This is a genomic window from Caproicibacter fermentans, assembly GCF_014303955.1.
GTDB lineage: Bacteria > Bacillota > Clostridia > Oscillospirales > Acutalibacteraceae > Caproicibacter > Caproicibacter fermentans.
On the sequence record NZ_CP060286.1, the window covers coordinates 723,646 to 737,946 of the forward strand.

The following is a 14,301-nucleotide window of genomic DNA, read 5'->3' on the forward strand; positions in this document are numbered from 1 at the left end:
TCATGCCCTTTCTTGGGGCTGGGCATTTTTCACACCTAACTTTCAGATAACTCTCTACTCATCATGTAAAGTAAAACGGATTCATTATGTTTTGCCCACCACACAGTTTCACAGCCATCTTGTACATTGCCTTTGCATGAATACGATCATGCCAAATAAACCTTCTGCATACCTTTCTAAGCGACCACTGTTCATCACAGCTTCCGTCATAGACCGTATTTAACAAGAAATCCGTCCTGTGCTCAAGCTTTTCAAATCCTTCTCTCCTGCATGAGAGAATGTCCGGTTCATTTGTTACAGGTATGTTGATTTCTCCAAAATAGTAGCTGTTTACATTCTTTGTGTGTTCATACATCTCTTTCGCTGTAATAGGAACATTGCCGTAAAAAGTTTTTCGAGGCTGCAGCACCGTATTGAATTTGTCTGGTATGGAATTATATAGCCGCAGAAAATCATCGGCGGATTTTAAAGCTAACTGCTTCAATTCAAGGTATTCCGACCGCGTAAGCAGCTGCTTTTCACTGTCAAATATCACATCGGAGTCTGCATCTTCAATTCGCAGAGAAGTACTCTTTTCCTGAACAACGGATATTTAGCATTCTTCTGCTGAAGGAACAGCTTTTCTTAGCCACCGTGTATACTGTTGTACTTCACTGGCGAATTTGTTCAGTGCTTCTCGTTGAGTTCTTCCACGGGCAAAAGCGCCTATATAATTTTCCGCATAAATGAGATGACCTTCAGAGTTGAACTCATCTATTGCCTTAATCAACATTTGTATGCCTCCGAAATCAATAGCATATCGTATATAAAATAGAAAAAGTCATGTGCGGATCAAATCCAACACATGACTTCACTTTCTGGAGCTACTGGTCAGACTCGAACTGACGACCTGCGCATTACGAATGCGCTGCTCTACCAACTGAGCCACAGTAGCACTTTTCACCGACTAAAGTATTATACTAAATAAACCCAGAATCGTCAAGTCCATTTTAATAAAAGCTTAAACTTTCGCAAATCTGTGAATAATAATCACGAAACTTATAACAGGCAAAAGAATGAATATATAATCGAATTAAGTTAGAAATCAATATTTACTTGGATAATATGTATTAAAAGGCGGAATTGCAATTGATGAAGATTCGCATTAATGAAAGGCTGCGCGAATTGCGTATCAAAAGCGGCTATACCCAGAATCAGATTGCCAAGATACTGAATATAGACCGTTCGACTTATTCTTATTATGAAATCGGCAAAACCATGCCGGACGTTTCCGCCCTGATGATTCTTGCAAAGGTATTTAATATCTCAATCAATGAGCTTTTAGAGGATGAATCCCGCCCGCATTCGGTTGCTGACAGCGGAATCCGGTCGGACTATGTTCACGGCAAAAAAAATTCCAGCCATATTTATGAACTGTCGCCACAGGAAAAAGAACTGGTCGGGCTTTTCAGAGCTTACCCGGACGACCAGAAAACGAGCCTGCTATTAAACCTGAAAGACCGCCTGAAAAATTCAAAAGACTCCGAATGATAACATCCCCGCTGCACGGCAGCGGGTTTTTGTTTTATATCCTGTTTTTCTCTCCTTTGCACAAACGCCATTCTGTGGTAAAATAATCAAAAAGAGGCAGGGGGCGCTTCAAGTGGCTTTTGATGCTTTTACCGCCGGAATCGAACCCGGCGGATTGAGGTCAAAAAACGAAATCAGAATTTTGATCTGCTATTTGCTTGACAGCGTTGGAGCCGCGCTGTCGAAAGCCGATATGATCAACATTATGCAGGACAACGCGCTTGCAAATTATTTTGAAGTAGCGGACGCCATTGCAGAAATGTCGGAAAAAGGGATTTTATGCAGTGACTCCGGCCGGCCGGACTTCTATACTCTTGGAAGCAGCGGAAAAATCATCGCCAAACAGCTGGATACCGCGCTGCCGCCTTCCGTCCGGCAGAAAGCCGCGGGCGCCGCAATCCGTCTGCTTGCCGATGCAAAACGCGAGCGCGAAAACCGCGTGGAGTTTATAAAATTCGACCGGGGATATCACGTGGTCTGCCATATTTCCGGCGGTGACATGGATTTAATGAATATTACCCTTTACGTGCCGGACCTTTATCAGGCCAATATGGTAAAAGAAAATTTCCACCGCTCGCCTGAAACTGTTTACCGGATGCTGCTGGCTCTTGTTACGGGCCGTAATGATATTGCCGCGGGTTTGATCCCTCCGGAGGAAAAGAATCATTAATCGTACGCTGCAATTTGTCTTTTTTGACACAGTAACCGGGAGTAAATATAACTATTTTTGTGTGGTTTTTATTGCCATTTTTGTGCTTTTATATAATTTTAACAAAGAATAACATTTCATGTGTTCTATTTTTGCTATGATTTTTTATATGGAACAAAAAATTTGAATTCTTTCTTGTTAATAATGATTGTTGAATCTTAACACCCGTTGCGTTACAATTTATTCACAATTAATTAATATTGGAGGGAGTTCAAATGATAACCTTTTTCGTAGCCTTGGTGCTCTTGATTGTTGGTTACCTGACCTACGGCAAGGTAGTAGACAAAGTGTATCAGCCTTATCAGGCGCCAACGCCTTGCGTAAAACACCCTGACGGCGTTGACTACATACCTCTTTCAACTCCACGGGCTTTCCTGATCCAACTGCTGAACATCGCGGGACTCGGCCCGATTTTCGGCGCTCTTTCCGGTGCTCTTTGGGGCCCGGTCGTGTATTTCTGGATCGTTCTTGGTTCCATTTTTGCGGGCGGCGTGCACGACTACACCAGCGGTATTCTTTCCATCCGCAACGACGGTGCCTCCATTTCGGAAATCGTCGGGATTTATCTTGGCAAAGTCATGCTTCAGGTGATGAGGGTTTTTTCGGTCATCCTTCTTGTGCTGATCGGCGCTACCTTCACAAGCGGTCCTGCCGGCTTAATTGCCATGCTGACCCCTGCGGCCCTAGGCAAAAATTTCTGGCTTGTGGTTTTGATCATTTATTATTTCACCGCGACGCTCTTCCCGATCGACAAGATTATCGGCAAACTGTATCCGATTTTCGGCATTCTGCTCATTATCATGTGCATCGGCGTCGGCGGCGGAACTTTGATTGAACGCACCGCAAGCATGCCTGAAATGCAGCTGGCTAATCTTCATCCGGCAGGCACTCCGATCTGGTCCATGATGTTTATCACCGTAGCCTGCGGCGCATGCTCCGGGTTCCATTCCACACAGTCTCCTTTAATCGCCCGCTGCGTCAGTGACGAAAAAGAAGCGCGTAAGATTTTTTACGGCGCAATGATTTCCGAAGGCGTCATTGCTCTGATCTGGGCGGCTGCCGGTATGTCTTTCTACAACGGCGGCACACAGGGACTTTATGACGCACTGAAAGCTATCAACAATAACCAGTCCCAGATGGTTTACAATATCGGTAAGGGTCTGCTTGGCCCTGTCGGCGTTGTTCTTACGGTTCTCGGCGTCGGTATTTGCCCGATTACTTCCGCGGACACGGCATTCCGCAGTGCAAGGCTTACAATCGCGGACTGGTTCCATATCGACCAGACTAAAATTCCGAAACGCCTGGCTATTACCATCCCGCTGCTGGGAGTTGGCGCGATTTTGACTCAGATGAACTTCTCCGTAATCTGGAGATATTTCTCCTTCTCCAACCAGACTCTTGCCATGATCGTCCTTTGGGCAGGCGCAGCTTATCTCTGCAAGTGGAAAAAGTCTTCTATGGTATCGCTCATGGCGGCTGTTCCCGCAACATTTATGTCTGCCGTGACCAGCACATACTTTGTCATGGCTCCTGAATGCCTGCATCTTTCCACTTCCATCGCCTATCCGGTCGGCATTATCTTTGCAATTATCTGTGTGGTGGTTTATGTCGTCAAGGGTATCCTTCCCAATTACAAAAATATTGATGATGCTCCAAAAGTTGCGAAAGCGTAATATCAATACTTTCTTCAGACGGGCGGCTCGGAAAATTTCCGAGCCGCTTTTTCTTGTGTATCAAATATAACCGGCTCCGCCGGTGGTATTTGATACACAAGAAAATAGGCTGCCGGAAATCCCGGCAGCCTATCTTAAAATGAGATTCAGCAAAAGAAGCATTGTGACCCCCGAAATTCCGGCAGCGCCTGAAACGCCAAGCGTTAAAGGACTGATCGGAAGGATCACTCCTGTAAAACATCCTGTCAGATCGACAACGGCAAGAGCGCATAACCCAGTTAAAACACCTCCGATCGCCTTTCGAACCGGGCGTTCTGCCTTTACGATCACCTGAATCACGACCAGCAATGCAAATACGCCGAGCGCGCAGGCGATCGCCGTAAAATCCTGCAATTTTACACCTCCGCTTCTTATTTCTGGAAGGAAGCGCAGTTAACACCCTTCTGTTTCGCCAGTTTGAGCAAATAACGATACCGGGATTTTAATTCTTCCCGTTGATAGATGCACGCATCAATCAGATTCTCGTCGGATTCCGTTTGAAACCAGCATTCGTTATATGCCAACTTGCGGGAAACGTCTCGGATTGAATCAATGATCTGCTGTTGATCCAGACCGTTTTGTACCTCCTCACAGTCCGTGGTGTGCTGCAATAGCTTTAATACCGATTCCATACTAACAATTCCGCCTTCCGGTTTCATACTTATGTCAGTAGGATGGGCATTTATTCCATTTTTTATGCAGTATAGGGAGTCAACACCAAATTAATCCGGATTTTCACAAGGAATAAAATCAATACGGCCTCCGGCGACATCCGCAGCCGCAACCTGAATTCGCAACGGCTGCCCAATCGTCAGCTTATGTCCGGTATTTCGGTCAACCTGAGTGATCATGCCGTCAAATTGATACGCGGCGTTCTGAAAGCTGTCCACCGGCACAAAGCCTTCCACAGTATTGGCAAGCTCCACAAAGATGCCGCGCTGAGTTACCCCGCTGATCACGCCGTCGTAAATTTCACCAATGTGCTGACCGGCATACTCAGCCATATAGCAGTCTTCCGTATCCCGTTCCGCCGCCATTGCGCGCACTTCGGCATTCGAGGATGCTTTTGCGGCGCCGGCCGCAAAATTTTGGAAGCGGCTGATTTGAGAAGCATCCTTGCCCAGCAGCAGTGCCGTCAGGATACGGTGAATCGCGAGGTCCGGATATCTTCGAATTGGGGAGGTAAAATGGCAGTAATCCTCCAACGCAAGCCCAAAATGCCCGATCGGCTGCGAATCGTAACGAGCTTTTGCCATTGTTCGAAGCAGCTGATGCGAAATAATTTTCTGAATCGGGGTATCCTTGGCCTGGTCCAGCACGGCTGCGAAATCGGCGGCTGTGAGCTCCCCTTTTTTCTTCAGGGTTCGTGAATTCAAGCCTACCGCCTCGACCAGTTGGATCAGCGTCTGTACCCGTTCCGGGTCAGGCTGTTCATGAACCCGGTACACAAATGGGATTCCCTTTGATTTCGCCAGTTTCGCCGCAGCCTGATTTGCCGTAATCATCAACTGCTCAATCATCTGTTCCGCTTCTCCGCTTTTACGGGGACGAACGTCCACACAGACTCCCTTTTCATCCAAAGTAAACTCGGACTCCGTGCTTTCTATATCAAAAGACCCGTTTTCTCCCGAACGTTTCTTCAGAATTTCCGCAAGCTCTTTCGCCGCATGTAAAGAACGGATCACCGGAGAGTATTTCTTTTTCAGCTCTCGGCCTGCCTGACCGGAAAACAGCTGGTTCACTTCTGAGTATACACCGCGAACGCGGGAGCAAATCACGCTCTTTCGAAAGCGGTAGGATAAAATCTCTCCCCGCGAGCTTAGGTCGATGATCGCGGAAAAGGTCAGTTTATCCTCCCCAGCATTTAAGGAACACGCCCCGTTGGAAAGCTCCTCCGGCAGCATCGGAACGACCCGGTCGGCGAAATAAACGGATGTTCCGCGCTCGAACGCCTCCTGGTCCAGAGCGCCGCCTTCCCGCACATAGTGGGAAACATCCGCAATGTGAACGCCAAGCCGAAAGCCTTTTTGCGTTTTGCTGACAGAGACGGCATCGTCCAGATCTTTTGCGCCGGCGCCGTCTATGGTGCAGATCGCAAGCTTTCTCAGGTCCAGTCTTCCTTTCAGGTCCTTTTCGGAAATGCCGGCCGAAGATGCACGTTTCGCCTCTTCCAGTATTTCCTTTTCGAACTTCGTGCGAATTCCGTATTGATCCAGTATCGCGTCCGCGCAAATTTTCGCGCTGTTCGATTTTCCGTAAATCTTAACGATTTCAGCCTGGAGCTCGGAAGAATTCTTTTGCCTGCTGATCTTCGCCTGCACTTTATCGCCGTTTTTCGCATTGCGGGGCACGTTCTGAACGACCCGGATCGGATAGCGGATTGCGTCGTCCGGAACCATTTCGCACGTTCCTCTTCCTTTGTTGAGGGTTCCTGTGATGATCCGGCTGCTCTTTTCAGAAATGGAGTCGACTTCTCCGCTGGGCCCTTTCGGACTCTGTCTGATTCGATAAAGCCGTACTTTGTCCTTGATAAATGCACTTTTCAGATGATCGGCATGGATAAAAATATCATTCCCGCCGCTCTCCGGCCGGGCAAAAGCAAAGCCTTTTGAAAGCGAGACAATGGTTGCGTCAACGGTTGATTTTTCTCTTACTTTACGGATTCTCCGACTCTTGCTGAGAGTAATTTTGCCCTCTTTCTCCAGTTCTTCCAGGGCTTTATAATAATCGTTTTTATTTGCTTTGACTCGTTTCAGCAAGTCGCGCGACGAGATACTCTGAGAAATTTTATTTAAACATTTTATAATTTTATCTTTTGTTTCTTCCAAATTATTTCCTCCGGTCAATCATTTCATAATAATTATCATTTCCCAAAAGTACGGCGATTAACAGAAAACAGATGTCGTCATCTTATTCCCAATCATCGAGTAAAATGAGAAACGCCCCGCTTTTGCCAAGCGGGGCGAAATTGCATCTGTTTAAGCTACAAAGAATAAATAAGCATTAATTGCAATAACAAGCAAAAAGAAACCGATCGCAATAACTTTCGTCCAGCGGGCCAGAAAGGCGTCTACCGACCGCGCCTTGTTTTTCGTCAGGAATGTATCCGCACCGCCGGTGACAACACCGACGTTTTGCTCATGGCCTTCCTGCAGTAATACGACGATTGTTATCGCAACGGAAAAAAGCATCAGCACTATTCCTAATATAATCTCGGCGACTGACATAAAATACCTCCAAAATCTTTACAATTCCTTATTTAAAATGGTATCACAAACAGAGTCCGTTTGCAAGGGGTGTTCCGGATATCTTTTGAAAAACAGACAGAAAAATGAATAATGGCCCTCAAATCAGGAAACTCTATGTCATGGACAAAGAAAAGTGTTTACGTTTCGGTTTGCGTTTGCCGCTCGAATTGTCCCACCGCTGAAAAGCTATTGGTTTTTCAGCGGCGTTTTTTATTTCACAGAGTCATCTGTTCGCCCTGGGTATCTTCCGCAGCGGGCATGGAGCCGGCTGCCGGAATCGTTTTACGGTAACGGTCCGGCTTTTGCAGGGACCCTTCCCGGTACGGGTCCGCGCGGAGCAGTCTGGCGCTCCGTTTAAGCGTCATGACCGCCACGCCCTGGGTCGATCTGGTTGTTTTGCTCTGGATTGCGCCCGAATGCAACAACAGCATTCTGCCCTGAGAAGATACCAGCAGAAATTCCCGGTCCTCTTCGACCTTTGTACAGGATACCAGAGGACTTTTATCGCTGTAGGCATTTACCAGCCTGCGTCGGTTTGTTTTTGTTTCATAAGAAGTAAGATCAACCTTGGACGCCTTGCCGTTTTCATAAAAAAACATCATAAAACCTGCATAATCCGTCGTGACCGCAAGATAAACCGGCGTTTCGCCGTCCTCCATCACGAGCCTTGCCGGGATATATTCGCCTAACACGCTTGCTTTCATATCCGGAAAATCAGAGGCTTTCGCCTTATAAACGGAACACCGGTTCGTAAAAAACAGCAGCTCGGCCGAGTTTGTGCTTTCAATATGCTGGCCGACCTCGTCGCCTTCCTTTAATTTTTGCTCTCCGCCCATCCGCAGCGAAAGCGGTGTGATCTTCTTAAAGTAGCCGTCTTTCGTCAGAAACAGGTTAACCGGGTAATCAGGAATCTCTTCCTCGGCATATTCCTCGATCTCGCCCGGATAAATCAGTTCGGACCGCCGTGGTTTTCCGTACTTTTCCGCCACCTGATTCAGCTCGTTGCATATAATTTTGCGGATTTCCGCTTCGCTGCCCAATATTTTTTGCAGCTTTGCAATCTCAAGCTCCAGCTGCGCCGTTTCTTCGGTCCGTTTCATAATGTATTCGCGGTTCAGATGGCGCAGCTTTATTTCGGCAACATACTCGGCCTGTGTGCGGTCAATGCCAAACCCGATCATCAGATTGGGAACTACTTCCTCTTCCCCTTCGGTCGAACGGACAATGGCCACCGCCTTATCAATATCAAGCAGAATTGCCTGAAGTCCTTTGAGCAGATGCAGCTTTTCCTGCTTCTTTTTCAGGTCGTATTCCGTCCTGCGGCGAACACACTTGACCCGGAATTTGCTCCATTCGTTCAGCAGTTCCCGAACGCCCATGACGCGCGGCGTTCCATTGACAAGGACGTTGAAGTTGCAGGAAAAGCTGTCCTCCAGCGGCGTCATTTTAAACAGGCGCAGCATCAGCTTATCCGGGTCTGTTCCCCGTTTCAGGTCGATGGTGATTTTCAGGCCGTCAAGACCCGTTTCATCTCGGATGTCTGAAATTTCCTTCACTTTTCCCTGCCGGACCAAGTCAACGACCTTTTCAACGATTACTTCCACCGTCGCGGTAGGAGGAATCTCCACCACGTCGATACAGTTTGCATCCGCGTCATAGCGATATCGTGACCGAACCCGAATGGAGCCGCGGCCCGTTTCATAAATTTTTTTCAGAGTGTCCCGGTTCATCAGAATCTGCCCGCCGCCCGGGAAATCCGGCGCAAGCAGCGTAGAGAAGATATCGTGCTGCTGGTTTTTCAGCAGAGCCACTGTTGTTTTGCAGACTTCCGCCAGATTGAACGGACAGATAGAGCTTGCCATACCGACGGCGATCCCCGTGTTTGCGTTGACAAGCACGGTTGGAAAGGTTGCCGGCAACAGTGTGGGCTCCTTCATAGTCCTGTCGTAATTGTCGACAAAATCAACGGTATCGCGGTCAATATCGCGGAACAGCTCTTCGCAGAGGTTGTCCAGCCGGGCCTCCGTATAACGGGAGGCCGCGTAAGCCATGTCACGGGAATAAAACTTGCCGAAATTGCCTTTGGAATCCACATAAGGGTGAAGCAGGGCCTCATACCCCCGGCTCAGGCGCACCATCGTATCATAAATCGGAGCGTCGCCGTGCGGATTCAAACGCATGGTCTGACCGACGATATTGGCGCTCTTGGTCCTGCCAGGCCCCAGCAGACCCATTTTATACATGGTATAAAGCAATTTTCGATGCGACGGCTTAAAGCCGTCTATTTCGGGAATTGCTCGGGAAAGGATGACGCTCATGGCATAGGGCATGTAATTCTTCTCAAGCGTATCCGTGATTCTTTCTTCAACAGTTTCGCCCGCGCGATTGATCACGCCGTGCGCACCGGTTCCGCGGACGGGTTCTTTCCTCTTTTTTGGCATGTGTTCTGCCGCACCACCATTTCGTTGGGATTTAATCAAGCACTCAGCTTAAATCCGATGTATCAATGTATTGAGAGCCGTTTTGAGCGATAAAATCTTTTCTGCCCTCCAGATTGTCGCCCAAAAGAAGGTCAAACACTCTGCTCGTCTGCTCCGCCTCATCCGGAAGCACTTTAATCAGCCGGCGCGTCGCCGGATTCATAGTTGTAAGATTCATCATATCCGGCTCGTTTTCACCCAAGCCCTTCGACCGCTGAATGGAAAATTTCTGACCTTTCAGCTTTTCCGAAAATTCTTCTTTCTCACGTTCCGTGAAAGCAAAATAGGTTTCATTTTTAGCCTGAATCTCATAGAGAGGCGATTCCGCGATAAAGACCTTGCCCTCCTCAATCAGCGCGGGTGTCAACCGGTACAGCATGGTCAGAAGAAGCGTACGAATCTGATATCCGTCCACGTCGGCGTCGGTGCAAAGAATGATTTTGGCCCACCGCAGAAGCTTGATATTAAAGGAGGAAAGCTCCCGGTTGGCTTTCGACTTCACCTGAACCCCGCAGCCCAACACCTTAATTAAATCAGTTATGATCTCACTTTTAAAGATTTTATCGTAATCGGCCTTCAGGCAGTTCAATATTTTGCCGCGGATCGGCATGATCGCTTGAAAATTCGGATCGCGGGCCTGCTTGCACGCGCCGAGAGCGGAATCGCCCTCCACGATAAATATTTCTCGTTCGCCGGTATCCCGGCTGCGGCAGTCGACAAATTTCGCGACCCGGTTCGTCAGGTCCAGACTGCTGGTCAGCTTCTTTTTCAGGTTCAGCCTTGTTTTTTCCGCGTCCTCGCGGCTGCGCTTGTTGATGAGCACCTGCGCCGCGATTTTTTCCGCGTCGGCGGGATTCTCAATAAAATAAACTTCAAGCTGATGGCGAAGCATTTCGACCATGGCTTCCTGAATTCCTTTGTTCGTAATCGCTTTTTTCGTCTGATTTTCATAGGACGTGCGGTTGGAAAAGGAGGAGATAATCAGGATCAGGCAGTCCTCGACGTCCGCGAAATTAATCTTACTCTCATTCTTATTGTACTTATTGTTCTGTTTAAGATAGGAATCAATCTGATAAACAAACGCATTCCGGGCGGCTTTATCCGGGGAACCGCCGTGTTCCAGCCAGCTGGAATTGTGGTAGTATTCAATTAAGCGGTTGCGGTTGGAAAAAGCAACCGCAACGTTTATTTTCACTTTATACTCCGGCTTGTCCGACCGGTCGCGCACCATGCGTTCCGACTGCCAGAACTGAACCGGAGTCAGGGCGTCGTTCCCCGCGATTTCCACCGCATAATCCGCAATTCCGTTTTCATAGAGAAATGTGGTTGTATCAAAACCGGTTTCGGTCTGGCTGCGGAACAGGAATGTGATTCCTTCATTGACGATTGCCTGACGCTTGAGCATATCCATGTAGTATTCGACGGGCACGTCGATATCCGTAAACACCTGCAAATCAGCTTTCCAGCGAAAACGGGAACCGGTGTCTTTCCCCTTGTATTCTTCCTTTTGCAGTCCGCCGATATTTTCGCCGTGTTCAAAATGCAGCCTATAACGAAAACCGTCCCGGCGAATATCCGCATCCATATATTCGGAGGCATACTGCGTGGCGCAGAGGCCGAGGCCGTTTAAGCCCAGCGAATACTCATAGCTCTCGTCCTCGCTGTTGTTATATTTCCCTCCGGCGTAAAGCTCGCAAAAAGCAAGTTCCCAGTTATAGCGCTTTTCATTCGGGTTGTAATCTACCGGACAGCCGCGCCCATGGTCTTCCACTTCCACCGATCGGTCCATGTACCTGGTGACTGTAATTTGTTTTCCGAAGCCCTCTCGCGCTTCGTCAATCGCATTTGACAAAATTTCAAATATGGAATGTTCGCATCCTTCGATTCCATCCGAACCAAAAATCACGGCCGGACGCCGCCGAACGCGATCAGCGCCCTTCAGAGAAGAAATGCTTTCATTTCCATAGGCCTGTTTTCGTGCCATTCAGGGGCCTCCCTAAGATTGTATTTTCATGAACTTATTTCCAATTTTTTAAGAGGCAGTCAAAAGGGGAATGCAGCTACATTCCCCTTGATTTTTATTGACCTTTTCAGCCGGCCTCTCCGACCATATGCCCGGCAGAAGCGCCGGGTGTGATTCCATCCTGCGGAGACGGTTCGGGGTCACCCTTCATCATCTTTGCAAATTCTTCTCCGCTCATCTTTTCGTTTTCAAACAGATATTTTGAAACTTCATGGAGTTTTTCCATATGGGATCTGAGAATGTCTTCCGTCTTGTTATAGGCCTCCGTCATCAGGCGTTTAATTTCGTGGTCGATCGCGGAAGAGGTATCCTCCGAGTAATTCCGGATATGTCCCATATCCCGCCCGAGGAAAGGCTCGCCTTCATCCTGTCCGTAGGTGATGGGACCAAGCTCGTCCGACATCCCGTATTTTGTCACCATACTGCGCGCCAGTTTGGTTGCGCGTTCAATGTCGTTGGAGGCGCCGGTCGAAATATCGTCCAGTGTAAGCGCTTCCGAAACACGGCCTCCAAGCATGACAACAAGGTCTTCTTCCATTTCCTTGCGGGAACGGTAAGCGCGGTCTTCCGCCGGAATCTGCATCGTATAGCCGCCTGCCATACCGCGCGGAATAATGGAAATCTGATGCACAGGGTCCTGTGTGGGGCAATAAAATGTTGCCACCGCATGACCCGCTTCATGATAAGCTGTAATTTTCTTTTCTTTATCGGTCATGACATGGCTCTTCTTTTCGGTGCCGACCACAACCTTGATCGTGGCCTCCTCAATTTCATCCATGGTGATGGCCTTCAGGCTTTTTCTCGCCGCAAGCAGCGCGGATTCATTGAGCAGGTTTTCGAGGTCCGCTCCGGTAAATCCGGCGGTGGATTTCGCGATGGTTTTTAGGTCGACGTCCGGGGCAACCGGCTTGCCGCGCGCATGGACCTTCAGGATTGCCTCGCGGCCCTTGATATCCGGGTAACCGACCATGATCTGGCGGTCGAAACGGCCGGGACGCATCAGCGCCGGATCAAGAATATCGGGGCGGTTTGTCGCGGCGATCATGATCACGCCCTCATTCGCGCCGAATCCGTCCATCTCAACCAGCAGTTGGTTCAGCGTCTGCTCACGTTCGTCGTGGCCGCCGCCGAGACCCGCGCCGCGCTGGCGTCCCACGGCGTCGATTTCATCAATAAAAATGATACAGGGCGAATTTTTCTTTGCCTGATCGAACAGGTCGCGTACGCGCGACGCGCCGACGCCGACAAACATTTCCACAAAATCGGAACCCGAAATGGAGAAGAACGGGACGCCCGCTTCTCCCGCGACCGCACGGGCAAGCAGGGTTTTACCGGTACCCGGAGGGCCCACGAGCAGCACGCCTTTCGGAATGCGGGCGCCCAGCTCGTTGTACTTGCGGGGATTCTTCAGGAATTCCACGATCTCCTGAAGTTCTTCCTTTTCCTCGTCCGCTCCGGCAACATCGGCAAATGTGGTCTTCCGCTTTTCGTCCGCCATCTGCTTGATTTTCGCCTTGCCGAAATTCATCTGTTTACCGGCGTCGCCCATGGAGGTGTTCAGGCGTTTCATCATGAACCACCAGAACAAAAGCATCACGGCCAGCGTCAGCAGCATCGGCAGCAGACTGGACAGCCATGTGGTTTCAGCCGGCCTCTTCCAGTTAAAGGTCATCCGGGCATTCGGGTGCTCCGCATTGTATTGCTCCACATAAGGACGGATATCTTCGACCATTTGTGCGGTGCTCGGCGCAACATAAGAAATCTGAGTTTTGTCCTTCAGATGGATAATCATTTCGCCGCTGCCAAGATCAAGGGAATAATCCGTAACCTTTTGGTCCTCAAAGTAATACAGAATCTCAGAATAATTATAGGTTTTATCAGAATGATTGTTTAAAACCATTGCAAGCAAAACCAGCAGCAGGATCGGTATGCCCAAAAACATGGCAATATTTTTTACGGTCTTTCTGTTGTCCAAACAAATTTCACTCCTTATAGGAATCGGCCCTCCCCTGTGCGGGTCAGCCTCCGTAAACCTCCGGTTTCAGAATCCCGACAAACGGTAGGTTCCTGTATTTTTCATCATAGTCAAGGCCATACCCGACAATAAATTCATCCGGAACAACCGTCCCAACATAATCCGCCTTGATGCCGACGGTTCTGCGGTCCGGTTTGTCAAACAGCGTGCAAAGCCGGATGCTTTTTGGCTCACGCGCCTGCAAAAGTTCCAGTATGTAGCTTAAGGTAAGGCCGCTGTCCAAAATGTCCTCCACAACTAAAACATCATACCCTTTCAGGTTGATGTCGAGATCCTTAATGATTTTGACGACACCGGAAGTTTTCATGCCGGAGCCATAGCTGGAAACCGCCATAAAATCGATGCTGCACGGAGTCGTAACGGAACGCATTAAATCGGACATAAATACAACGGAACCCTTCAAAATGCTGACCAGTAAAAGGTTTTTGTCTTTATAATCCTCACTGATTTTGGCCCCCATTTTTGAAACGATCTCGGCAAGCCGTTCCTCACTGAATAATACTTCCTGAATGTCATCGGTCATCT

13 protein-coding genes and 1 tRNA gene are annotated in these 14,301 nt (G+C 48.7%); 3 read left to right on the top strand and 11 right to left on the bottom strand.

Annotation, left to right across the window (positions count from 1 at the left end; all coding sequences use genetic code 11):
* Positions 1-61: 61 nt before the first annotated feature.
* The 3 genes from HCR03_RS19635 to HCR03_RS03580 form a co-directional block, all read right to left on the bottom strand.
* Positions 62-484 carry a hypothetical protein gene (locus HCR03_RS19635; protein ID WP_228725086.1) on the bottom strand — a complete coding sequence of 141 codons (423 nt, stop codon included), beginning with the start codon at positions 482-484 and terminating at the stop codon, positions 62-64.
* 108 nt (positions 485-592) lie between these two features.
* Positions 593-772 (bottom strand): hypothetical protein, encoded by a 180-nt coding sequence (locus tag HCR03_RS19640; protein WP_228725087.1) that lies wholly within the window; start codon positions 770-772, stop codon positions 593-595.
* An 86-nt stretch (positions 773-858) separates the two neighbouring features.
* Positions 859-934 (bottom strand) — tRNA-Thr (locus HCR03_RS03580).
* Between the two features lie 197 nt (positions 935-1,131).
* Here HCR03_RS03580 and HCR03_RS03585 point away from each other — a divergent pair.
* The 3 genes from HCR03_RS03585 to HCR03_RS03595 all read left to right on the top strand — a co-directional run bounded on the left by HCR03_RS03585 (position 1,132) and on the right by HCR03_RS03595 (position 3,951).
* Entirely contained in the window at positions 1,132-1,530 is a 399-nt protein-coding gene (locus HCR03_RS03585) for a helix-turn-helix transcriptional regulator (protein ID WP_066644061.1), read from the top strand.
* A gap of 112 nt (positions 1,531-1,642) precedes the next feature.
* Positions 1,643-2,239 (top strand): DUF4364 family protein, encoded by a 597-nt coding sequence (locus HCR03_RS03590; protein ID WP_066644060.1) that lies wholly within the window; start codon positions 1,643-1,645, stop codon positions 2,237-2,239.
* Between the two features lie 254 nt (positions 2,240-2,493).
* The gene (locus HCR03_RS03595) at positions 2,494-3,951 is read left to right on the top strand and encodes a carbon starvation CstA family protein (RefSeq protein WP_066644059.1); all 1,458 of its coding nucleotides are present in this window, start codon (positions 2,494-2,496) and stop codon (positions 3,949-3,951) included.
* A gap of 129 nt (positions 3,952-4,080) precedes the next feature.
* On the opposite strand, the gene HCR03_RS03600 is transcribed toward HCR03_RS03595, so the two are convergent.
* From HCR03_RS03600 to hpt, 8 genes are all read right to left on the bottom strand, one after another.
* A complete protein-coding gene (locus HCR03_RS03600) occupies positions 4,081-4,344 on the bottom strand; it encodes a pro-sigmaK processing inhibitor BofA family protein (protein WP_066644058.1) in 264 nt (87 codons plus the stop codon).
* Between the two features lie 17 nt (positions 4,345-4,361).
* The gene (locus HCR03_RS03605) at positions 4,362-4,622 is read right to left on the bottom strand and encodes a DUF2508 family protein (protein WP_156991397.1); all 261 of its coding nucleotides are present in this window, start codon (positions 4,620-4,622) and stop codon (positions 4,362-4,364) included.
* 90 nt (positions 4,623-4,712) lie between these two features.
* Positions 4,713-6,818 (bottom strand): ribonuclease R, encoded by a 2,106-nt coding sequence (gene rnr / locus HCR03_RS03610; RefSeq protein WP_066644056.1) that lies wholly within the window; start codon positions 6,816-6,818, stop codon positions 4,713-4,715.
* 150 nt (positions 6,819-6,968) lie between these two features.
* On the bottom strand, positions 6,969-7,217 hold the full coding sequence (gene secG, locus HCR03_RS03615) for a preprotein translocase subunit SecG (protein ID WP_066644055.1): 249 nt from the start codon (positions 7,215-7,217) through the stop codon (positions 6,969-6,971).
* A gap of 236 nt (positions 7,218-7,453) precedes the next feature.
* Positions 7,454-9,679, bottom strand: coding sequence for a DNA gyrase/topoisomerase IV subunit A (locus HCR03_RS03620; protein WP_187036680.1), 2,226 nt, complete (start codon positions 9,677-9,679; stop codon positions 7,454-7,456).
* A gap of 43 nt (positions 9,680-9,722) precedes the next feature.
* Positions 9,723-11,702, bottom strand: coding sequence for a DNA gyrase/topoisomerase IV subunit B (locus tag HCR03_RS03625; RefSeq protein ID WP_187036682.1), 1,980 nt, complete (start codon positions 11,700-11,702; stop codon positions 9,723-9,725).
* A gap of 106 nt (positions 11,703-11,808) precedes the next feature.
* Positions 11,809-13,683: an ATP-dependent zinc metalloprotease FtsH gene (gene ftsH, locus HCR03_RS03630; protein ID WP_187037991.1), complete on the bottom strand. Its 1,875-nt coding sequence runs from the start codon at positions 13,681-13,683 to the stop codon at positions 11,809-11,811.
* 76 nt (positions 13,684-13,759) lie between these two features.
* The gene (gene hpt / locus HCR03_RS03635; RefSeq protein WP_066644233.1) at positions 13,760-14,299 is read right to left on the bottom strand and encodes a hypoxanthine phosphoribosyltransferase; all 540 of its coding nucleotides are present in this window, start codon (positions 14,297-14,299) and stop codon (positions 13,760-13,762) included.
* Between the last annotated feature and the right edge of the window lie 2 nt (positions 14,300-14,301).

Coding starts and splice junctions, on each gene's coding strand:
- HCR03_RS19640 (WP_228725087.1), bottom strand. CDS start 772: ATGTTGATTAAGGCAATAGATGAGTTCAACTCTGAAGGTCATCTCATT.
- HCR03_RS03585 (WP_066644061.1), top strand. CDS start 1,132: ATGAAGATTCGCATTAATGAAAGGCTGCGCGAATTGCGTATCAAAAGC.
- HCR03_RS03595 (WP_066644059.1), top strand. CDS start 2,494: ATGATAACCTTTTTCGTAGCCTTGGTGCTCTTGATTGTTGGTTACCTG.
- HCR03_RS03605 (WP_156991397.1), bottom strand. CDS start 4,622: ATGGAATCGGTATTAAAGCTATTGCAGCACACCACGGACTGTGAGGAG.
- secG (WP_066644055.1), bottom strand. CDS start 7,217: ATGTCAGTCGCCGAGATTATATTAGGAATAGTGCTGATGCTTTTTTCC.
- HCR03_RS03620 (WP_187036680.1), bottom strand. CDS start 9,679: ATGCCAAAAAAGAGGAAAGAACCCGTCCGCGGAACCGGTGCGCACGGC.
- HCR03_RS03625 (WP_187036682.1), bottom strand. CDS start 11,702: ATGGCACGAAAACAGGCCTATGGAAATGAAAGCATTTCTTCTCTGAAG.
- ftsH (WP_187037991.1), bottom strand. CDS start 13,683: ATGTTTTTGGGCATACCGATCCTGCTGCTGGTTTTGCTTGCAATGGTT.
- hpt (WP_066644233.1), bottom strand. CDS start 14,299: ATGACCGATGACATTCAGGAAGTATTATTCAGTGAGGAACGGCTTGCC.